Source organism: Alteraurantiacibacter buctensis, assembly GCF_009827655.1.
Taxonomy (GTDB): Bacteria; Pseudomonadota; Alphaproteobacteria; order Sphingomonadales; family Sphingomonadaceae; genus Alteraurantiacibacter; species Alteraurantiacibacter buctensis.
In genome coordinates this window covers 318,168-339,452 of the sequence record NZ_WTYV01000002.1, presented here as the reverse complement: position 1 = coordinate 339,452, position 21,285 = coordinate 318,168, and the positions used below count along the sequence as shown (strand labels likewise).

Here is a 21,285-nt window from a genome sequence, read left to right as displayed (position 1 = left end):
CCGCGGCCATCCTCCAGCTATTGACGCGACGGAGGGCAGCACTCGCGTGGCGGCCATGCCTGGTGCGAACGTTCGACATAATGCCGGGACGCCCGCGCCGGTCATTTCCTCCGCACGATTGCTCGCCGGAGGATGGCCCATCCGCTGCTCTGGCCAGACGCATCGGACGCGAGTCGGGCTGCACCATTTCCGGTGCTGTAGGAAAGTGAAAAGTGATGCCGCCAAAGGCACGACTACACGTTCCCCGCTCGTAACAGGGCTATGGGCTTTCCGCAGCAAATGTCCGCCGGTCGCCCGCCAGCACCAGATCGAGCGTCGCCAAAACGGCTTCCTGCTCCCGGGCAACACCAGCCAGGGCGCCGCCCAGCGCCTGAAACAGGTTGTCGTCGACCTGTGCCTCCTGCGCGTTCTGCGTTGCGGCGATACCGAAGGCGGTGGCCGCGCCCAGCGTCTGCGTGGCGGCATCGTATACGCTGACCGATGCCCATGCCTGCGATGTCGTGCCGTTCATGGCGCCGCCTCCGGCAAAACCCAGACCGGCACCGCGCGCGCGCAGGGCCCGGCACAAGGCATCGTAGCCGTCGAACTGCGGAAATCCGCCCCAGCGGTCGATCGCCTCGTTCATGTTGGCCGACCCGACATAAAGCAGGCGGCACGGCTCCGCGGTGTCCCGCACCAGTGGTGCGGCCGGCTCGCTGTACAGTGCGGCTAGCCGGGCCTTCTCGTTCCGGACAGAGGCGGTGAAAGTATCCAGTTGATCCGCCATATCCTGCAGCGCCCTGTCAAAGGCGTTCGACAGCGCTTCGACATTCGCGACCGCGTCGGTTCCGGTGACAACGGTAAGCGCAGAGGACGATTCCGGACCCCGCACCCCGGTGGCAAGGTCATACAGCCGCAAGGTCACGACAGCGGCTGTCTCGTCGAACTGCGGGCGGGCAAACTCAGCCACATCCACACCCATGTTGGCAGCGTTGAGCTGGGTGCAAAATGCCCCATAGCCGTCGATGACGGCCCCCTTATCGCGCAACACCGCATCCATTTGATCGGATGTGCTGTTGATGAATGCGCAGCCTTCAACCCCGCCTGCGGTCTCCTGTGCCTTGGCTGAAACGGTAAAACACTCCGCCGCGAGCAGCATAGCTGCGCCCGCCATGATACTGCGCAAAACCATGCTTCGTCCTCATCGCCCTTGTGCGGGGCAATCGTAGCAGCGGATCATGCCGCTGGCAGGTGACAAGCGTTGTTAGGTCTTGCGTGGCAGCATGGGCGATGCCTTGCCCAGCGCCAGATCCGCATCGGAAAAGCGGATGGGCGTCCTCAGCCCCCTGATCCCTCCCGGCAGGTCCACAACCATGCCGCGCGCCTGCACTTGCGGGTCGGCCAGCGCCTGCTCCACCGTGTTGATCGGCCCGGCAGGAATGCCCTCGCCCTCCAGCGCCTCCAGCAGGGCATCGCGCTCCCAGTCCTGCGTGCGCGAGGATACTGCGGCGGACACCGTCACCCTGTCAGCCACGCGGCCGGCATTGGTGGACCAGCCGGGGCGCGGGTTCAGGTCCAGCAGGTCGGACAGCCGCTGGAACTGGCTGTCGTTGCCCACGGCGATGATCGCCCAGCCATCGGCGCAGGGGAAGGCCTCGTAGGGCACGATATTGGGATGGGCATTGCCCAGCCGCGTGGGGGAAACGCCGCTGGCAAGGTAGTTCATCGCCTGGTTGGCCAACGTGCCCACCATCACGTCGAGCAGCGCCATGTCCACGAGCTGCCCTTTGCCGGTGCGCTGGCGCATGTGCAGCGCGGCCTGGATGCCGATCACGGCGTAGAGACCGGTCAGGATATCGGCATAGGCCACGCCGATCTTCTGCGGCGCGCCCGCCGGATCGCCGGTCAGGTCCATGATCCCGCCCATGCCCTGCACGATGAAATCGTAACCCGCGCGCGGCGCATAGGGGCCATTCTGCCCGAAGCCGGTGATCGAGCAGTAGACGAGGCCGGGGTTGGCTTCCTTGAGGCTGTCATAGTCGAGCCCAAACTTGGCAAGGCCGCCCAGCTTGAAGTTCTCGATCACCACGTCGGCGGTGCTGATCAGCTCCTTCACTTTCGCAAGGTCTGCCGGATCGCGGAAATCCGCCACCATGCCGGTCTTGCCGCGGTTGGCGGCGTGGAAATAGGCGGCGTCTTTCGACCCGTCCTCACGTTCGATAAACGGCGGCCCCCACCCGCGCGTATCGTCGCCCTCGGGGCTTTCGACCTTGATCACCTCGGCGCCAAGATCAGCCAGCACCTGCCCCGCCCAGGGACCGGCGAGGATGCGGGCGAGTTCGACGACTTTTACGCCTTCAAGGGGGCTCATCGGAACAGCCTCACTCCGCCGCAATCCGGAACACCCGCTCGGCATTGCCGTGGCACAGCGCGTGCATCTCAGCTTCGGTGCAGGCGAAGTTCTCGATGAAATCCACCGCCGGTTTCATCGGCTGATAGGGGTAGTCGATCGCCCAGATCACGTTCTCGATCCCCATCCGGTCAATCGCATATCGCAGCGTCAGCGGGTCTTCCACGCCGCTGGTGGTGAAGACGAAGTTGTCCTTGAAGTATTCCTCCATGCTCCGCTGCGTCTTGGGTGCGCGGCCCACCTTTTGCGCGCGGCTGTTCATGAAGTTGATGCGCCAGATGAAGAACGGCACCATTTCGCCCATGTGGCCCACGCAGATGCGCAGCTTGGGGAACCGGTCGAACACCCCGCCGGCCATCATCCGCAGCATGTTGGTGGCCACTTCCACGCCATAGGCCCACATGGCGCTGTCCATTGCATAGTCCATCAGCGGGCCTTTCAGGGTGTCCGAAGGCCCGCGCGGGTGGATGTAGATCGTGGCGTCGAGCGCCTCGGCCGCCTCGAAGATCGGCCAGAACTTGGGATCGTCGAAATATTCGCCGTTGGTGTGGCCGTTGACCACCAGGCCGTTCAGTTTCAGCTCGGTCATAACCCGGTCGATTTCCTTCGCCGCGCGCTTGGGGCTGTGCGGGGCGAAGCTGGCGAGGCCGGCGAAGCGGGTAGGGTACTTGGCGATAATTTCCGCCATCCGGTCATTGGAGAGCGCCGCAAGCTCGGTGGCAGTATCGGCATCGAACATCTGCACGCCCGGCGCGGTCAGGGTTAGGAGGTGCATGTCCACTCCGTACTGGTTCATCTCGGGCAGGCGGCGCTCCTCCACGTCCATCAGGCCGGAGAGGAACCCCATCTTGCCATAGCCGGTGGTGTCATGGTCCGCGTCGTAGATCCCGCCCACCAGCAGCTTGTCGCTGCTCTGCGACGGGCCGCGCGAGACGAGGCGCAATTCCTCGGCCACTTCGGGAATCGTCCAGGCTTCCTCGCAGGCGATCAGGCGGCACTTCTTTCCCATGGTGTCTCTCTCCCAGTAGTGTCCGCGCCTCAGCGCGGGGTAATCTCGGTCCACTCCACGCGCCGTTCCGGCGGCCTTCCGCTGACCGGGTTGGCATAGTGGAACGGCAGCGCCTCGATGGCGGGGAACGGCACGCCCGCTGCTCCCCGGATCGGGGCGGCCAGGCGATAGCGGGCCATCTGCTCCGCCGTAGGTTGCAAGGCCGCCGCCAGCGCCGGATCGGCCGCCGTCCACGCCCCGGCGTAGGGGGCCATCCACGTGTAGTCGAGGTCCATGCCGGCGAAGGCCCAGGCGCCATTGGCATCGCGCTGCACCTGCCATTCGTACACGCCCGCCATCCAGCTTCCCGGCCCGCTGGCGCTGGAATTCATCTGTACCAGCCGCGTGCGCATCTGCGCGCGCCATTCCCCCGTCGCCTCTTCCTGGCTGACGGTGACGTAGGGCTGGGTGAGCATGTGGACGGCCTGGAACGCGTTGCTTGGCCCCGCATCGCCATAGCGCACCCGCGCCGCATCGCGGATATGCTGGCGGCCCGCCACCACGCCGATAAACGGCAGCTCGCGCCAGCCATCCCGGGCGAACAGGGCAGCCATATCGTCCCACGCGAAAGCGTTGATATAGGCCCCATAGGCATTGCCCAGGTTCTCCGCCGCATCGAAGGCTTCCGCGCGGGTCAGCGCATCGGGGACCACTTCGGGGGCCGCCCCGGCCACCACGGCGGGGGCGAAAATGCCCAGTTCGCTGATCGGCTGGGTCACGCTGGCTTCGGGATAGGACATGGAGCGCTGCGGCTGGTCACGGTCCGGCGCGCCGCCTGCTGGGATGGCCGTGATAGCCGGCAGCGGCTGCACCCACCCGTCCGCCACGGTGCTGCGCATGATCGGGATGCGGTAGAGGCTGGCAATGCGCCAGCGCCCTTCCGCGTCGCGCATCAGCACGAAGTGGTTGAGCGTGGCGCTCCAGTATCCTGCGCCCTCGTGCTGCCCCGCCATGGCCAGTTCCACGGCCGAGACACTGGCCACGGTGCCATCGCGGCTCATGATCACCTTGGGCATCAGTTGCAGGTGGTCGTTCATCTCGCCCGGATCGAGACCCGGCGCACCGAACTGCGCCAGGAAGCGGCGCACCCCGTCCTGCCCCAGCCAGGTGCCACCCCCCTGCACCACCAGCCGGGCATCGGCATAGAACAGGTCCGCCACGTCATCGTACATTCCCCGGTCGAGGTAATAGCCGAAGGCGTTGGTCAGGTTCTGCGCGCGGCCGTGTTCGTAGAGCAGGCTGGCCTCGGCGGCGATCTGCTCTGCCGGCAGGGCAGCGGCAGCACGGCGTTGCGGCAGGATCGCGCCCGCTTCCTGCGGCGTGAAATGGAACGGCGCACGATAGAGATTGGCGGCATCGTGCCGCCAGCCTTCCGCATAGGGCCCTTCGAATTGCAGGAAATAGCCCATGGCCGAAATGCGCCAGTGGTCACCCTGCTTCAGGTAATGGACCACCCAGGTTCCGCCCGCCCAATCGGCTTCCTGGCGCACGGTGCCGGTCAGCGCCAGTTCCTGCCAGCGGCCGGTGGCGCTCTGCCCGTCCGGCGCCAGGGTGATGACGGGGCTGATCCACAGGTGCAGGTTGAGGCGGCCCGGTTGCAGTCCGTCGGCCCCGCCGCCCTGCGTTTCGCGCAGGTCCGCCAGGATGTCGGCCCGCCCCGCCAGCTCGCCATGCGGGAATGTCAGCACCGCGTCATCGGTCAACAGGTCGGCCATGGCCTGCCACTGGCCGCGCAGGGCCAGGTGCCCCCAATGGGCCTGCAGGTGCTTGATCTGGCGAATGGCGGCCAGGTCCTCCAGCCGCGCGGTCTCCACCGCCGGATCGGGCGGCGCGGGCTGTGCAGCCAGCGGCACGGCAACAAGCAAGGCGAACAGGGCAAGCAGGGCGCGCAACATCGTGCCAGCTTAGCGCCGCTTGCAGCAGCGGCAAGCGGCACCTACCCTTGTGGCATGGCCCGCCCCACCCCCGCCGATGACCAGAGCTGGACCAGCGCCGGCATCGCCCAGGCCGAGGCGATCCACGCCTGGCGCGAATGGGCCGCCAGCACCATCGCCCCGATCGAGGTGGAGGTATTCGACGCCGATGCCTTCGCCGCCCGCTGGGTCAGCCACGGCATCGGCCAGTTGCGCCTGCTGCACCTGCACGCCCCCGCCCAGCGCGTGACGCACACGGGGGCGGAAGGCACCAGCGGCCGCGCCGCGCCCTCCATCCAGCTTGTCTATTACATCTCCGGCCTGTGCCAGACGCGCATGGGCGGCAAGGAATTCACCCTGGGGGCGGGCGAGTTCGTGCTGCTGGACAACACCCGCTTCTACCAGATGGAGATGGTCACCCCGCATGAGGCGATCGACCTGATGATGCCGCTGGCCTGGCTGGAACGCTACCTGCCCGATGCCCGCAGCTACCTGGCGCGCCCGGTCGATACCCGCCAGGGTTGGGCCGCGCCACTGGGGGCGCTGCTGGATACCATCATCGCCGGCGGGCTGGACACCGCCCCGCTCCCCCGCCCCCTGGTGGCCGAACAGATCGGCAGCCTGCTGGCCCTGGCCATGGGGCAGGATCGCGATGGGGGCAGCGCGGCCGAGGAAGCACCGCGCCACCGCAACCAGTTGGCCAGCCGCATCCTGCGCCGGATCGAGGAGGACCATGCCGATCCCGACCTGTCACCCGAAGGGGTGGCGCGGCAGGTCGGTATTTCCAAGCGCTACCTGCAAACGCTGCTGGCGGCCAGCGGCACCAGCTTTGTCGCCGAGCTGAACGCCACCCGGCTTGAGCGCGCGAGCGAGATCCTGGCCGATCCGCGCCTGTCCGCCGTGCCGATTGCCGAGGTGGCTTTCCGCACCGGGTTCCTTGATCCCGCCTATTTCACCCGCCTGTTCCGCAAGCGCTTCGGCATTACCCCGCGCGAATGGCGCGGTGGCCACGCGCCGCAGAGTTGAAAGATCCGACCATGACCACGCTCCCCACCTACTACCTCAGCCACGGCGGCGGGCCATGGCCATGGATGATGGAGACCAGCCGGCACCTCTACCGCGTGCTCGATGCCTCGCTGAAGGACATGGCGCGGCAACTGGGGGACCGGCCCACGGCGATCCTGGTGGTCACCGCCCACTGGGAGACGCCGGTGTTCACCTTTTCCACGGCGGAACGGCCGGGAATGATCTACGACTATGGCGGTTTCCCACCGGAGACCTACCAGATCACCTATCCCGCCCCCGGCTTGCCGGCGTTGGGCGAACGGGCGGCGAAGCTGCTGACCGATGGCGGCATGGCCAGCGCCACCGACCCGGCGCGCGGCTTCGATCATGGCACCTTCAGCCTTATGCAGGCCCTGTGGCCCAGCGCGCATATCCCGGTGGTGCAGATGTCCATCCGGCGCGATTTCGATCCGGCGGCCCATATCGAAGCGGGGCGACTGCTGGCTCCCCTGCGGGACGAAGGCGTGCTGATCGTGGGCAGCGGCCTGTCATTCCACAACCTGCGGGCCATGCGCCACCCCGCCGCCCACGCGCCCAGCCATGCATTCGATCAGTGGTTGCAGGACAGCCTGGTGCGCCTGTCCGGGGCGCAGCGGAACGGGCGGCTGCTCAACTGGGAACAGGCCCCCGCCGCCCGCATCGTCCAACCGCGCGAGGACCACCTTATGCCGCTGCACGTGGCCGTGGGCGCGGCCGAGGGCGAGACCGGGCACCTGACCTATCACGAGGACGACTTCTTCGGCGGACTGGCCGCCAGCAGCTTCCAGTTCGGGGAACTGGCGACCTAGTCCTTCGCCAGCATCCGCTTCAGCTTGGGCGTCACCACCGGCACGGTCAGCATCGTGCTCATCACCGCCATCAGCAGCAGGGCGGTGAAGGTCTGGCCGGTGATGATCTCCTTATCAAGCAGCACGTTGGCGAAGATGATCATGATCAGCGCTTTGGTCTGCAACAGCCAGCCGATCACGCTGGCCTCGCCCGGCTGCCATTTCAGGATGCGGCCCGCAATATGCACGCCCAGCAGCTTGCCCGCCACCGATGCTGCCAGCAGCAGCAGGGCCACGGCAAACACCGCCACCCCGCCGCTGGAGAAATCGGTCCGCAGGCCGGTCGACAAGAAGAATACCGGCATCACGCACAGCAGTACCACACCGCGGAACTCGTCCAGCCGCTTCTCGCCAAACCATTCGCGGTCCAGCACGCAACCGGCCAGGAAGGCACCGACCATGTAGTGCAGGCCCGCCCAGTCGGCCACCAGCCCGCACAGCGCCAGCCACACCAGGCTGACATACCAGCGGTCGTTTTCCGAAATGCGCTGCATCAGGCGGCGCATGCCCCAGGCGAACACGGCAAAGAACAGCAGGAAGGCCCCCTGCCGGCTGATCCGTTCCCAATCCAGCAGGATCAGCGCCAGCACGCCCCAGATCGCCAGGTCATCAAGGCTGGCATAGCGCAGCAGCCGCTGGCCCAAGGGTTCGCGAAAAATGCCCAGTTTCTCCATCAGCAGCACCAGGATCGGCAGCGCGGTGACCGCGCAGGACATGCCGATGCCCAGCAACGCCTGGACATAGGTGCCCTGCGGCCCCAGCCAGCCGGGGAAGGCCAGGATGGCCATGCCCGCCAGCGCGCCCAGTGCCAGCGGGGTGAACAGCGCAAGCGCAGCGGTGGTCGTCGTCTCGCGCCGGTCCTTCCACGCGGCCGACAGGTCCAGTTCCACCCCGGCCACGAAGACGAACATCATCACCGCCCACCAGGCAATGCCGTTCAGCGCCGCGATCACCTCTGGCGCGAAAACGGTCTGGTAATAGGCGGGATAGGCCGCGCCCAGCACCCCGGGGCCAAGGATGATGCCGCCCACGATCTGCACCACCACCAGCGGGGCATAGTAGTCGGTCTTCAGCAGCCGCCAGAACAGGTAGGGCACGGCGAAGATGATTGTTAGCGCTATCAGAAATAGCTCGGTCGTCGTCATGGCCCCATCCTTCCCGCTCTGTCGGCAGGTTTGCTACATCGCACGAGCATGCGGGGAAGGACAATCAAGACAAATTGCCATGCGCTTTTGTCCGGTTTGTCATGCGCGCGAATCCTTGGGACAGAAGCGCACACGGGTTACCATGCCTGCGAATGATGTCGCCAAGCCCTTCGGCTCGCATAAGGCACACATTCACAGGCTCACCGAAAACGGGAGGACGCCTGGGCGCGCCGCCACCGCCAACCCTACCTGAGCGGGGCGGCGCGCCGAACACCAAACAAGAGAGGATTGCCAGCCGATGACCGACGCCGCAAAGGGCTTTCCCCTGCCCAGTTCGATCAAGGTCGTGCCCGGCACCGAAGCCGCCCAGGCCGCCTATCCCTATTACACCCAGTTCGTGCCGGAGGATGACGGCAAGTTCTGGTTCTACAACTCGATGCACTTCCCCGAGCCGATGCATCACTTCGACATGATCACGGCGGAAGCCGCCTATGTGGCGATGGGCGCGATGAACACCCGCATGCACGTGTTGCCCACGGCCAAGGGGGTGGATCACCGCATCATCAATGGCCGCGTCTACATCGGCGGCGTGGTCGTCACCGATCCGGACGAGATTGCCGAGCGAGTGGCCGAATTCACCAGCCGCGCCAACTTCTACTACGAGAACTGGGAACAGCTCTACGAGCAGTGGAAGGACAAGATGCGCGCCCTGATTGCCGAGGCGCAGGCGCTCCCCAGTCCCACCCTGCCCGCGTATGAACCGGAAGCCACGTTCCGCGAAGGCAACGCCGTTGCCGCCAGCCATGACCTGCTGAAGATCTACCAGCAGCAGGTGGAAGGCTACCACCGCATGTGGCACCACCACTTCGAATTCCTGCTGCTGGGTTATGGCGCCTACATGACCTTCTTCGGGTTCTGCAAGCAGGCCTTCCCGGAGATTTCCGACCAGGCGATCAGCCGCATGGTGGCGGGGATGGAGGCGGAGATCTTCCGCCCGGACGAAGAAGTGAAGCGCCTGGCCCGCCGCGCGGTGGAACTGGGGGTGGACCATCACTTCACCGACAACGTCGATATCGATGCCGTGCTGGCCGATCTCGACAAGGTGGCGGCAGGCAAGGACTGGCTGAACGAACTCGAAGTCAGCCGCAACCCGTGGTTCAACGTGTCCAGCGGCGATGGCTTCTACCACTATCACCGGTCCTGGCAGGATGACCTGTCGATGCCGTTCGCGGCGCTGCCCGGCTATATCGCCAAGGTGAAGGCGGGCGAGAACATCGAACGCCCCACCGAGCAGCTGATCGCCGAGCGCGAGGCGCTGGTGGCCGATTACCGCGAACTGCTGGATACCGAGGAGGACAAGGCCACCTACGACCAGCTCATCACGCTGGCGCACCGCGTGTTCCCCTATGTGGAAGGCCACAAGTTCTACTGCGAACATTGGTACACCAACCTGTTCTTCAACAAGATCAGGGAGTTTGGCCGCCTGCTGCTGGCCCACGGCTTCTTCGGGCCTGACGGGGTGGAGGAGGACGTTTTCCACCTGGCCCAGTACGAGCTGGAAAGCGCTATCGTGGACCTGATGCTGAGCTGGGGCGTGGGCGCGCCGCCGCGCGGCCCCGCTTACTGGCCGCCGATCGTGGCCCAGCGCAAGGCGGCTATCGAGGAGTGGGGCAAGCACCCCACTCCGCCTGCCCTCGGCAACGTGCCCGATGCAATCGATGATCCGGCCATCAACATGCTGTGGGGCATCACCCGCGAGAACCTGGATAGCTGGCTGGACGATGGCAGCGGCAACCCCAACGAACTGAAGGGCTTTGCCGCCTGTTCGGGCGTGGTCGAAGGCATTGCCCGCGTGGTCAAGTCCGTGGCCGAGATCAGCCGCATCCAGCAGGGCGATATCCTCGTCTGCCAGGTGACCAATCCCACCTGGTCGCCGCTGTTCCAGAAGATCAGCGCGGCCGTATCCGACATCGGCGGGTCGATGAGCCACATGGCCATCGTGGCGCGCGAATATGGCCTGCCCGCCGTGGTCGGCACCGGCGTTGCCACCCAGCGCATCAAGGACGGCCAGCGCATCCGCGTGGATGGCGGCAAGGGCACCGTCTCGATCCTGGAGGATGCATGAAACCCGTTGCCTGGTTCGCCGATGTCGGCATCCATGACCGGCCCACCGTGGGCGGCAAGGGCGGCTCGCTGGGAGAGCTGACCCGCGCCGGGATCGCCGTGCCGCCGGGCTTCGTGGTGACCACCGCCGCCTTCGAGCTGTTCCTGGCCGCGCTGGAAGCGCGCCAGCCGATCCGCCCGCTGGTGGAAGCGCTGGACCCCGACGACATGGACGCCGCCACCGCGCTGTCGCAGAAGCTGCGCGCCCGGGTGATGGCCGATCCCATGCCGCCGGAAGTGGAAGGCCCGATCATGGACGCCATGCGCACGCTGTGCCCCGATGGCCAACCGGTCGCCGTCCGCTCCAGCGCCACCACCGAGGATGCCGAGGACGCCAGCTTTGCCGGCCTGCAGGACACCTTCCTGTGGGTGCTGACGCCGGAAGACATGGCCCACAAGGTGCGCGAGTGCTGGGGCAGCCTCTATTCGGTGGAAAGCATGACCTATCGCCGCAAGCACGGCCTGCCCGAAGCGGGCGTGGCCATGGCGGTGGTGGTGCAGCAGATGGTGGATGCCCTGTGCGCCGGGGTGATGTTCACCCGCAGCCCCACCACGGGCGACAAGTCCGTCATCACCATCGAAGGGGCCTGGGGCCTCGGCTCGTCCGTCGTATCCGGCGAAGTCACGCCCGACAAATGGGTGCTGGGCAAGATAACCGGCGAGATCAGCCAGCGCGATATCTCCGACAAGCACGCCCGCCAGGTGCCTGCCGAACAGGGCGGCATCGTCGAGGTGGAGAACGAGGAGCCGATGCGCTCGCAGCCCTGCCTCACCGACGCGCAATTGCTGGCCTTGCGCGAGGTCGGCCGCAAGGTGGAGCGGCATTACGGCAAGCCGCAGGATATCGAATGGGCGCTGGACAAGGCGGGCAACGTGTTGCTGCTCCAGTCCAGACCAGAGACCGTATGGGCACAGAAGGATGCTGCTGCCAAACCGCTCGCGCCCGCGGGAGCCAGCACCATGGCCCACGTGATGAGCGTATTCGGAGGTCGCAAGTGAGCCGCCTGAGCCTGAAGGACATTGCCGAGATCACCAAGCTGCTGGACGAGAGCCAGTTCGGCAGCCTTGACCTCCAGATGGGCGAATTCCGCCTGAAGATCCGGCGCAATGGTGCCGGATTGGGCGGCTCGGGCGGCTGGGCGCGCGATGAAGACGAGGACTATACTCCCGCCCCCGTCCCGGCCCCTTCCTCCGCCAGCGCCCCGCCTCCGGCACCCGCCGCTGCCGCAGCGTCGGACGAGGTCGACGTCCCCGCGCCGCTGCTCGGCAACTTCTACGCCGCCCCGCGGCCGGGCGAGCCGGACTTCGTGGTTGTGGGCGATACCGTTGGCCCGGACACCACCATCGGCATCATCGAGGTAATGAAGCTGATGAACCCGATCCGCGCGGGCGTGTCCGGCACAATCACCGCCAAGCTGGCGGAAAACGGCAAGGCCGTCGAGCAGGGCCAGGCCCTGGTCCGTGTGAAGGTGGGCTGACATGGCCACCGTCCGCATCGTCGAAACCAGCTTGCGCGATGGCAACCAGTGCCTGTGGGGCGCGCTGGGCGTGGATACCGCCAAGACGCTGACCGTCGCGCCCGCCATGGAGCGCGCAGGTTACAAGGCGATTGACTTCACCACCTCCACCCACATGGGTGTGGCCGTGCGCTACAAGCAGCAGGACCCGTGGGAGCGCATCCGCGCCATGGCGGCGATCTGCAAGACCACGCCGCTGCAGTTCCTCTCCACCGGCTTCCGCTTCATTTCGTGGGAGACGGCCAGCCCGGAGTTCATGGAGCTGGCCTTCCGCACGCTGGCCACCAACGGCATCCGCCGCTTCGCCCTGGCCGATCCGATGAACGATGCCGCCAGCAACGTGGAAGTCGCCCGCCTGGTCAAGCGCGCGGGCGGCGAGCAGGTGGTGGGCGCACTCGTCTTCTCGATCAGTCCGATCCACGATGATGCGCACTATGCCGCCGCCGCAAAGCTGATGGCCGCCAGCCCCGATATTGACGCGCTCTACATCAAGGACCCCGGTGGCCTGCTCACCCCCAAGCGCGCCGCCACGCTGATCCCCGCCATCCTCGCTGAAATCGGCGACAAGGAGCTGGAGCTGCACAACCACTGCACCATTGGCCTGGCGGAACCCGCCTGCCTGGAAGCGGCGGACCTGGGCGTGGCCGCCGTGCAATGCGCCAGCGGCGGCGCTGCCGATGGCACCAGCAACCCGCCGATCATGCGCATGATCGCCAACCTACGCGCGCAGGGTCATGACGTTCCCATCGACGATGAAGCCGCGCAGGAAGTGGCCGACTTCTGGACCGCGATGGCAGAGGCGGAAGGCTTGCCCACCGGCAGCCCGATGGCCTTCGATGCCGCCTATTTCCACCACAACCTGCCCGGCGGCATGGTGGGCACCATGCGCCGTCACCTGGCCGACCAGCGCGTGCCCCACCTGGAAGGCGCGGTGGTGGAGGAACTGGGCCGCGTGCGGCAGGAACTGGGATGGCCCATCGTGATGACGCCGTTCGCGCAGATGCTGCAAACGCAGGCGGTGATGAACGTGACCGGCAAGGGCCGCTGGGAAGTTATCCCGGACGAGATCATCCGCTTCGCCATCGGCAAGTTCGGCCGCCCAAACGCGCCGGTCGACCCCGACGTGATGGACCGCATCATGGCCAACCCGCGCACGAAGGAGCTGCAGGCCGAAACCGGCATGGCCGACCTCAAGACGCTGCGCAGCCGCATTGGCGAAACGCTGTCGGACGAGGAATTCCTGCTGCGGGCCACCATGCCCGCCGGCCAGGTGGATGCCATGCAGGCCGCCGGCCCCGCCCCGCGCCACTACGATCCCGAAACGATCGCGGTGATGGAACTGGTCCGCACGGTCCTGAACAACCGCAGCGTGGATGCCTTCGCCATAGAGCGCGAGGATTTCAAACTGGAGGTTTCGGCCTGACCGTTTCTCCCCTCCCGCTCGCGGGAGGGGCCGGGGGTGGGCCGAGACTTGGCGCACCCCTGTCACCCACCCCTGACCCCTCCCGCAGTCGGGAGGGGAAATAGACAAGGCTTGTTCGATGACCCTCCTACGCCAGCCCAAAGGCTTCATGTTCGACCTCGACGGGACGCTGATCCTGTCGAACCGCAAGCTGGGGGCCTACGATGCCATTCCCGGCGCGGCGGAAGCCTTGCAGGAGTTGGATCGCCTCGGCATTCCCTGGCTCGCCCTCACCAACGGCAGCGCCTATGCCTCCCGTGTGCAGGGGCCGAAGCTGCGCGCTGCCGGAGTGCCCGTGCCGGACGAGAAGCTGTTCACCCCCAACTCCGCCGCTGCCCGCGTGATCAAGGCACGCGGTTACGAGAAAGTTCTGGTGCTGGGCACCAATGGCGTGGCCGATGCCCTGACCGAGCTTGGCATCAACTGCTACCTGCCGGCCGAGGCCCGCAGCGAGGAGTGCGACGCGGTCTATGTCGCCTGGCACCCGGACTGCGTGATGGACCACATCCACCTGGCCTGCGAGCGGGTGCTGGCGGGCGCGGCACTGCTCAGCGCTTCGGACGTGCCCTTCTTCGCCACCAAGGAAGGCCGCAGCTTCGGCTATTCGTGCGCCATCAACGGGGCGATTTCGCGCGTGACCGGGGTGGAGCCGGAACCCACCGGCAAGCCTTCGATGCACGCGATGGACATGATTGCCGAGGTGCTGGGCGTAGCGATGGAAGACGTTGGCGTGGTGGGTGACGATGCCGTGGCCGAAATGCTGATGGCCCACCAGTCCGGCGCCATCGGCATCGCGGTCACCAGCGGATCGACCAGCGCGGAAGAATGGGCCGCCCAGCCGCCCGAAAAACGGCCCCACCTGGTGATCCCCACAATTGGCGAACTGGTGGCCGCCTGCGGATTGGGCTAAGCCTCTCTCCAAAGGGAGAGAACAACAGATGCCCGATATCCTGGCCACCAGCGATGGTGCCGTCACCACCCTCACGCTCAACCGGCCGGACCGGCTGAACGCGCTGACGCCCGCCATGCTGGACGAGCTGCGCGCAGGCCTGGCCGCTGCCGTGGCGGGCGGCGCGCGGGCGCTGGTGCTGACGGGGGAAGGCCGCGCCTTCTGCTCGGGCGCGGACCTGGCCGCCGCTGGGGGAATGCCGGATGACCTCGGGGCAATCCTGGATGCCCATTACAATCCGTTGGCCCGCGCCATTGCCGACCTGCCGGTGCCGCTGGTGACGGCAGTCAACGGCCCGGCGGTGGGTGCCGGGATGGGCTTTGCCCTGTCCGGCGATATCGTGCTGGCCGCCCGCTCGGCCTATTTCATGCTGGCCTTTGCCAACATCGGGCTGGTGCCCGACGCCGGGGCAAGCTGGGTGGTCGCCCGCGCCGTGGGGCGGCCCCGCGCGATGGAGCTGGCCCTGCTGGGCGAGCAGGTGATGGCCGAGCAGGCGCTGGAAATGGGCCTGATCAACCGCGTGGTGCAAGACCAGGACGTGCTGGCCGAAGCGCAGGCCCTCGCCGCGAAACTGGCTGCCGGTCCCACCCTGGCGCTGGGCCTGATCCGCAAGCAGATGGCCGCAGCACTGGATACGCCGTTCAGCGAGATGCTGGACGTGGAGCACGCCAACCAGACCCTGGCCGGCCGCACCCGCGATTTCCGCGAAGCCGTCACCGCCTTCGCCCAGAAGCGCCCGCCGCAGTTCGAAGGCCGCTGAGGCCGCACAAGAGGACCCCCCGATGACCAACCCCAAGATCGAAACCCTAGCCGTCCACGCGGGCTGCGAGCCCGATCCCGTCACCAAGGCGCGGATCACGCCGATCTACCAGACCGCGAGCTATGTGTTCGACAGTGCCGAGCATGCCGCCAACCTGTTCGCGCTGAAGGAATTCGGCAACATCTACAGCCGCATCATGAACCCCACCGTGGATGCGCTGGAAAAGAAGATCGCCGCGCTGGAAGGCGGCGTGGCGGCGCTGGGGGTCGCATCGGGCCATGCCGCACAACTGATCACCTTCCACACGCTGATGGAACCGGGCTGCAACATCGTGGCCGCCCGCAAGCTCTATGGCGGATCGCTGAACCAGCTTGGCGAGGCGTTCCGCAAGTTTGCCTGGGAAGTGAAGTTCGTCGATGCCGACGATCCCGCCAATGTGGCCGCCGCCTGCGACGGCAAGACGCGCGCGGTGTTCATCGAAAGCCTGGCCAACCCCGGCGGCGTGGTCAGCGATATCGCCGCCATTGCCGAGGTGGCCCATGCCGCCGGCGTGCCGCTGGTGGTGGACAACACCATGGCCAGCCCCGCCCTGTGCCGTCCGATCGAACACGGCGCGGACATCGTGCTGCATTCGGCCACCAAGTTCCTCAACGGCCACGGCAATTCCATCGGCGGGCTGATCGTGGATTCCGGCCGGTTCGACTGGCGGGCGCAGGGCGACAAGTTCCCCAGCCTGACCCGGCCCAACGGATCGTACCACGGGGCCGTGCTGGTCGATGCGCTGGAGCCGGTGGGCCCCATCGCCTTCATCATCGGCTGCCGGGTGCTTGGTTTGCGCGACCTTGGGCCGGCAATGGCACCGATGAACGCTTTCCTGGCCTTGACCGGGATGGAGACGCTGGCCCTGCGGATGGACCGGCATTGCAGCAACGCCATGGCCGTGGCGCGGCACCTGGAAGCCCATCCCAAGGTCGACTGGGTGTTCTACGCCGGGCTGGAGAGCAATCCCTACCATGCGCTGGCGCAGAAGTACCTCGGCGGGCGCGGCGGGGCAGTGTTCACCTTTGGCCTGAAAGGCGGCTTCGATGCGGGCGTGAAGCTGGTATCCGGCGTGAAGCTGTTCAGCCACCTGGCCAATATCGGCGATACCCGCAGCCTGATCATCCACCCTGCCTCCACCACCCACAGCCAGCTTGGCGAGGCAGAGCTGGTGGCAGCCGGGGCAGGGCCGGACGTGGTGCGCCTGTCGGTGGGGATCGAGCATATCGACGACATCATCGCCGATCTCGATCAGGCCCTGGCGGCGATCTGAGGGGCGATGTCGTTCCTTTTCGCCATCGTCCTGTCACAGGCTGTCGCCGCCCCGGTCGATTGCGGCAAGGCGATCACCCAGATGGACATGAACCGCTGCGCCGGGGATGACTTTGCCGCCGCCGATGCCGCGCTGAACGCCCAGTGGGAGGTGACGGCGGCCGACATGCGCGAGCGTGATGCCCTGACGCAATCGCTCGACGACGGCCACCCCGGCTATTTCGCACAATTGCTGGCCGCCCAGCGCGCCTGGCTGGCCTTCCGCGATGCCCACTGTGCCAGCGCCTGTTACGCCGCACGGGGCGGATCGATGGAACCCATGCTGGTGGCCATGTGCCGCACCCAGCTTACCCGCCTGCGAACCAGCCAGTTACAGGACCTGATCGAACCATGAGCTTCGACTATCTCGCCTACCTTGACTGCTTCCTGACCGGCGACGATGACGCGCTGGTGGAGCGCTTCTTTGCCGAAGGGTGCGAGATGCACTCCTCCGGCGGCGTGCGCAGCGGCAAGCAGGGGATGAAGGAGTTCCTGGCCTGGGCACATGACGGGGTGCGCGAATGCCCGCGCCTGCAACGCCATGTGCAGGAAGAGGAGGTGGTGTTTGCGGACATCGACATGGACTTTCACTGCACCAGGCCGCGGCCAGACTTCCCCTTCGGCCCCCTGATGCCAGGAGATACCATAACGGTTAAATTTCTTGCCCGCTATGACCTGGATGGTGATGGGAAGGTCACGAAGCTGACCACCATGGCCTGGCCGCCCGAACAGGGCGTGACCAAGGCCCCGAGACTGGGCGCCCATCCGGGCCAGCTTGCCGCCTACGATGCCTATACCGCCGCCTTCTCATCGGGCGACGCGGACCGTTTCGCGAAGTTCTACACGCCCGATGTGGTGCTGGAACTGAGCTCGGTCGGCAGGATCGAGGGCTCGGACGGAATCGCCGGCTTCTACCGCGCAATGTTCAAGTCGGTGCGCGAGACGCTGACCATCCACCACCTCGACGCCACCGACGAGCGGCTGATCGTCGATTGCACCAGCCGCTTTACCGCCGTGCAGGACGCGCCCGATTTCGTGGTCGGGGCGCTAAAACAGGGCGAATGGATCGATGTGCGGGTGCAGGTAACCTATACCCTGCGCGATGGCCTTATCTGCCACATCGGCGTGAAGCGCGCGGGCCAGCCGGTGTTCAGCCGCGACCAGTAAGTAACTGTGCCGCGCGGGCCAGGTCCTCTGGCCGGTCGATGTCCAGCAGCATGCCGTTGGGTGCGGCCACGCGCGGATAACGGGCCAGCAGCGGCCCGGCCCCCGTTGGCCCGTCCAGCTCGGCCAGATGCGGCAGCAAGTCCGGCCCCACAAGCGCGGGCACGCCCGCCTTGCCATCCGGATAGGTCGTGGCCGCCGCCGGGTGCGCCAGCAGCGCTGCCAGATGCTCCGGCGTAACCAGCGGCATATCCGCCAGCAGCACCAGCAGCCTGCGCCCCTGACCCAGCGCCGCACTGGCGGCCAGCGCGATCGAGGTGCCGATGCCATCGCTGGCGCAAATGTTGGTCAGGGTGGGCCAGCCACTTTCTGCCGCGAAAGCGGGCACATGGCCGGGCACCACGATCACGCCCGGCGGCAGGCCCGCCTCGCCCACGGCATCCAGCACCCAGCGCCCCACCCGTTTGCCGGCAAGATCGGCATCCAGCTTGCCGCCGCCGAAGCGGCTGGCCGCGCCTGCCGCCAGCACGGCGACCAGCGGCGGCGGATCATCCGGCATGCGGATTCAGCGCCTCGTAGGCACCCACCACGCTGGCCAGGATGGACAGCGCCAGCGCCACCGGCTCGCGGCTGTGCTGCACCACGCCGATGGGGCTTTTCACCCGCGCCACCTGGTCGGGCGCAATCCCGGCCGACAACAACCGCGCCGTGCGCTCCTCGCGCGCCGGTCGGCCGCCCTGCGCGCCGATGAAGAAGGAGGGCGTGCCCAGCGCCCACTGCAGGATGGCCTGTTCCCATTCGTGATCGTGGAACAGCAGGATCACCGCCGTCCAGGCATCGGCGGCAACGCCCTGCGGTGCCTGGCCCAGCGACAGGCCCCCGCTTGATTCACTGGCACCCGCGTCCTTGCTGAACGTTTCCACCGTCAGGCCGGCGGTTCGGCCCAGCAGGGCCAGCGCATCAAGCTCTGGCCCCTCACCGAACAGGGCAAGCCGCAAGGCAGGAACAAAGAACCGGTGCGCCAGTGGCCCCGCCGGCAGGGCCAGGCTGGCCGCCTGCCGCCGGTCCAGCGCGGAAAGCGCGGCGCGGCAGGCGTCCCGGTCGGGCGCGGGATCCACCAGCACGTCCAGCCCGCTGCCGCAGGGCAGGCGGAAATCGATCAGCGGAGAGCCCGCGCCAAAGCGCAGCACGCGCCGCTCACCCCCTGCCAGCACTTCGGTGGCCAGTTGCCGCTCCAGGCAGCCATCGGCCAGGCTACCGGTTACCGTGCCATCGGGGGCCACCGCCAGTTGCGCGCCAAGCCGGCGCGAGAAGCTGCCCTCGATCCCCACGATGGTGCACAGCCCCGCGCCGGGCGTTGCCGCCACGGCGCGCAAGGCGGCCCGGTCATCCGCGAGAAACGGTCCCGTCAGCGCTTACTGCTCCTCGGGGGGCAGGTTCATGATCAGTTGCGGGGTTTCGCCGCGCAGTTCCTGAAACACTACCCTGAGGTTGATCAGCGCCCGGCTCCACGGCGTGCCGCCGTATTCCAGCCCCGGCTTGATGTTGTGATCCAGGAAGATCGCAAAGCTGGGATTGCGGTTCAATGCGTTCAGCGCGTCCTCGGGCGTGCCGCCCGTCAGCAGCGTCTGCTCGGCCTGGGCCACCAGCGCACGGTTGAACTGCATGAAGCTGCGGAACTCCTGCCAGGTGGACACACCGCCATGGCCCTGGATCACGTGGTCCACGTCCTTGATCGAGTAATAGGCGCGGGTCAGCGTGGTGGGCGTGGCCAGCATGGAGCCGCCCGAACCCGGATCGATCAGCGGGCTCATGTGCCAGGCATAGATGTCGCCCGCCGCCATCGTGCGCGCGGCGGGGAAGACGATGAAGGCATCGCCATCGGTGTGGCCCGCGCCGAAGTGGTATACGTCCACCCGGTCATCCCCCTCGCCCAGCGTCATGCTGGTGGTGAAGCTGGTATCCACCTGGCTGGCCCCGAACGGCCCGCCGCCAGCTTCCATCCGCCGTTCGCTGTTGGCGTGGGCGACCACCTGGATCGGGCTCCCTGCCTGCATCTCGCGAAGCTGGTTGTTGGACCCCATGTGATCGGGGTGCGAGTGGGTGTTGATGATCACGCCGATCGGCTTGTCGGTGATGGAGCGGACCTGCGCCAGGATTCCCTCGCCGCTGTTGGGCAGCTTGGTATCCACCAGCACCACATCATTGCTGCGGACGAACACCGTGGTGTTGCCGCCCGCGCCGAATACCTTGTAAACATTGCCGTTCACGTGCTCGATCTCGGTGATCGGCGGCAGGCCCTGGGCGGTGACCGCCACGGTTGCCACGCCCGCTGCCACCAGCGTGCCCAGCACCGCATATCGTATTGTTCCACTTGCGGCCATCTACCCTGCTCCCGTCAGAATGACTCTGTCCACGAACCAATAGGCACCTGCCACCGCTACGGCAAGCGAACCGATTGTCGCGATCTGTCGCGCCCTTGCGGGGCTGCGGCGGCGCGCCTGGTCAAGCAGGGCAGCCACCACCAGCACGATCAGCACCTGGCCGATCTCCACCCCCAGGTTGAAGCCGAACAGGCTGAGTGCCAGTTGCCCCTGCGGCAGGCCGAATTCCCTCAGGACATAGGCAAAGCCGAACCCGTGGATCAGGCCAAAGGCAAAGGCCATCACGGCGCGCAGGTCCCGCCCCGGCCGCTCGCCGTTACCGCGCAGCAGGTTGTCCACCGCCACCACCACGATGGAGAGCGCGATCAGCGGCTCGATCACTGCAGCGGGCAGCATCACCAGCCCCAGCGCCGCCAGGCTCAGCGTGACCGAATGGCCCAGGGTAAAGGCGGTGACGATCAGCGCCAGCCGCCGCCAGGTGCCCCCCAGCAGGATCAGCGCAATGATGAACAGGATGTGGTCCGGCCCGATCAGGATGTGGTGGATTCCGGAGGGGACGAAGGTCTTCAGCACCTCCCATGCCCCTGCCGCTGTGCCGGCAAAATGGGTGCGGGTGGTATCGCGATCGCTCAGGATCCACTGCTGCACCAGGCCGCCGCCTTCGTACACATTCACGAACGTCTGGTGCTGCGGATCGTAGGGGAACAGCCGCGCATCAAGCGCCAGCGCGGGCGGCGGCGCGGCAGGCACGATGAAGGCAAGGCGCACGGCCTGGTCCTGCGGCACCGGCGTGATGGATTGCCATTGCAGGGCTGGCGTTCCCTCTCCCCCGATCCGCAGCCGGCCTGCCAGAATTCTCTGGATATTGCCGTATTGCCCATCTAACACACCTTGGTCGAGCAAAGTCGTGGGTTGGTCAATTCGCAGTTCATGCGCCAGGTCGATCGCGTGCACGGTCAAGGTGCCTTCGATCGATCGGTCCTGCAGCCGCAGGTCAAGGTAGCTGAACGGCGCGGGATGGGCCGCCGCCGCCATGGAAACGAACAGCGCGGCCACGCCCGCAATAACGGCCAGCAGCCGGCGCCAGCCGGAAAATGGCCAAACGCTGCCGGAATGGAGGCAAAAAGGTTTCATGTTGAACAATGTTCG

The 21,285-nt window shown here is 66.8% G+C and carries 20 protein-coding genes; 11 read left to right on the top strand and 9 right to left on the bottom strand.

The window, feature by feature from the left end; genetic code table 11:
* Positions 1–259: 259 nt before the first annotated feature.
* From GRI99_RS06090 to GRI99_RS06075, 4 genes are all read right to left on the bottom strand, one after another.
* On the bottom strand, positions 260–1,171 hold the full coding sequence (locus GRI99_RS06090) for a hypothetical protein (protein ID WP_160771149.1): 912 nt from the start codon (positions 1,169–1,171) through the stop codon (positions 260–262).
* A 72-nt stretch (positions 1,172–1,243) separates the two neighbouring features.
* Positions 1,244–2,350: a CaiB/BaiF CoA transferase family protein gene (locus GRI99_RS06085; protein WP_160771148.1), complete on the bottom strand. Its 1,107-nt coding sequence runs from the start codon at positions 2,348–2,350 to the stop codon at positions 1,244–1,246.
* Positions 2,351–2,360: 10 nt separating this feature from the next.
* Positions 2,361–3,398, bottom strand: coding sequence for an amidohydrolase family protein (locus GRI99_RS06080; protein ID WP_160771147.1), 1,038 nt, complete (start codon positions 3,396–3,398; stop codon positions 2,361–2,363).
* 29 nt (positions 3,399–3,427) lie between these two features.
* Positions 3,428–5,332 carry a nuclear transport factor 2 family protein gene (locus tag GRI99_RS06075; protein ID WP_160771146.1) on the bottom strand — a complete coding sequence of 635 codons (1,905 nt, stop codon included), beginning with the start codon at positions 5,330–5,332 and terminating at the stop codon, positions 3,428–3,430.
* A gap of 54 nt (positions 5,333–5,386) precedes the next feature.
* On the opposite strand from GRI99_RS06075, the gene GRI99_RS06070 reads away from it, so the two are divergent.
* Both GRI99_RS06070 and GRI99_RS06065 read left to right on the top strand, forming a co-directional pair.
* Positions 5,387–6,376, top strand: coding sequence for a helix-turn-helix domain-containing protein (locus GRI99_RS06070; RefSeq protein WP_160771145.1), 990 nt, complete (start codon positions 5,387–5,389; stop codon positions 6,374–6,376).
* 11 nt (positions 6,377–6,387) lie between these two features.
* Positions 6,388–7,203 carry a DODA-type extradiol aromatic ring-opening family dioxygenase gene (locus tag GRI99_RS06065; protein WP_160771144.1) on the top strand — a complete coding sequence of 272 codons (816 nt, stop codon included), beginning with the start codon at positions 6,388–6,390 and terminating at the stop codon, positions 7,201–7,203.
* Here the strand turns inward: GRI99_RS06065 and GRI99_RS06060 are convergent.
* Positions 7,200–8,387, bottom strand: coding sequence for a cation:proton antiporter (locus tag GRI99_RS06060; protein ID WP_160771143.1), 1,188 nt, complete (start codon positions 8,385–8,387; stop codon positions 7,200–7,202). The genes GRI99_RS06065 and GRI99_RS06060 overlap by 4 nt on opposite strands.
* A gap of 298 nt (positions 8,388–8,685) precedes the next feature.
* Here GRI99_RS06060 and GRI99_RS06055 point away from each other — a divergent pair, with 298 nt between their 5' ends.
* The 9 genes from GRI99_RS06055 to GRI99_RS06015 all read left to right on the top strand — a co-directional run bounded on the left by GRI99_RS06055 (position 8,686) and on the right by GRI99_RS06015 (position 17,755).
* Positions 8,686–10,512, top strand: a complete 1,827-nt coding sequence (locus GRI99_RS06055) for a PEP-utilizing enzyme (protein ID WP_160771142.1) — start codon at positions 8,686–8,688, stop codon at positions 10,510–10,512.
* Positions 10,509–11,549, top strand: coding sequence for a PEP/pyruvate-binding domain-containing protein (locus GRI99_RS06050; RefSeq protein ID WP_160771141.1), 1,041 nt, complete (start codon positions 10,509–10,511; stop codon positions 11,547–11,549). Before GRI99_RS06055 ends, GRI99_RS06050 begins: the two co-directional genes overlap by 4 nt.
* Complete coding sequence (locus tag GRI99_RS06045) at positions 11,546–12,028, top strand: biotin/lipoyl-containing protein (RefSeq protein ID WP_160771140.1); 483 nt, start codon at positions 11,546–11,548, stop codon at positions 12,026–12,028. The genes GRI99_RS06050 and GRI99_RS06045 overlap by 4 nt, the downstream gene beginning before the upstream one ends.
* 1 nt (position 12,029) lies before the next feature.
* Positions 12,030–13,490: a hydroxymethylglutaryl-CoA lyase-like TIM-barrel protein gene (locus tag GRI99_RS06040; RefSeq protein ID WP_160771139.1), complete on the top strand. Its 1,461-nt coding sequence runs from the start codon at positions 12,030–12,032 to the stop codon at positions 13,488–13,490.
* Positions 13,491–13,608: 118 nt separating this feature from the next.
* Complete coding sequence (locus GRI99_RS06035) at positions 13,609–14,439, top strand: HAD-IIA family hydrolase (protein WP_160771138.1); 831 nt, start codon at positions 13,609–13,611, stop codon at positions 14,437–14,439.
* A gap of 28 nt (positions 14,440–14,467) precedes the next feature.
* Positions 14,468–15,238, top strand: a complete 771-nt coding sequence (locus GRI99_RS06030) for an enoyl-CoA hydratase-related protein (protein WP_160771137.1) — start codon at positions 14,468–14,470, stop codon at positions 15,236–15,238.
* A 22-nt stretch (positions 15,239–15,260) separates the two neighbouring features.
* The gene (locus GRI99_RS06025) at positions 15,261–16,550 is read left to right on the top strand and encodes an O-acetylhomoserine aminocarboxypropyltransferase (RefSeq protein ID WP_160771136.1); all 1,290 of its coding nucleotides are present in this window, start codon (positions 15,261–15,263) and stop codon (positions 16,548–16,550) included.
* A gap of 6 nt (positions 16,551–16,556) precedes the next feature.
* Complete coding sequence (locus GRI99_RS06020; protein WP_160771135.1) at positions 16,557–16,943, top strand: lysozyme inhibitor LprI family protein; 387 nt, start codon at positions 16,557–16,559, stop codon at positions 16,941–16,943.
* Positions 16,940–17,755: a nuclear transport factor 2 family protein gene (locus tag GRI99_RS06015; RefSeq protein WP_160771134.1), complete on the top strand. Its 816-nt coding sequence runs from the start codon at positions 16,940–16,942 to the stop codon at positions 17,753–17,755. The genes GRI99_RS06020 and GRI99_RS06015 overlap by 4 nt, the downstream gene beginning before the upstream one ends.
* Here the strand turns inward: GRI99_RS06015 and GRI99_RS06010 are convergent.
* Genes GRI99_RS06010 through GRI99_RS05995 form a run of 4 tightly spaced genes read right to left on the bottom strand, consistent with a single transcriptional unit; the run spans position 17,739 to position 21,270 of the window.
* Positions 17,739–18,311 (bottom strand): nucleotidyltransferase family protein, encoded by a 573-nt coding sequence (locus GRI99_RS06010; RefSeq protein WP_160771133.1) that lies wholly within the window; start codon positions 18,309–18,311, stop codon positions 17,739–17,741. The genes GRI99_RS06015 and GRI99_RS06010 overlap by 17 nt on opposite strands.
* Positions 18,301–19,119: an XdhC family protein gene (locus GRI99_RS06005; protein WP_337192882.1), complete on the bottom strand. Its 819-nt coding sequence runs from the start codon at positions 19,117–19,119 to the stop codon at positions 18,301–18,303. The genes GRI99_RS06010 and GRI99_RS06005 overlap by 11 nt, the downstream gene beginning before the upstream one ends.
* Positions 19,120–19,167: 48 nt before the next feature.
* On the bottom strand, positions 19,168–20,136 hold the full coding sequence (locus tag GRI99_RS06000) for an MBL fold metallo-hydrolase (RefSeq protein ID WP_160771131.1): 969 nt from the start codon (positions 20,134–20,136) through the stop codon (positions 19,168–19,170).
* A complete protein-coding gene (locus GRI99_RS05995) occupies positions 20,137–21,270 on the bottom strand; it encodes a HupE/UreJ family protein (RefSeq protein ID WP_237438170.1) in 1,134 nt (377 codons plus the stop codon).
* Positions 21,271–21,285 lie beyond the last annotated feature (15 nt).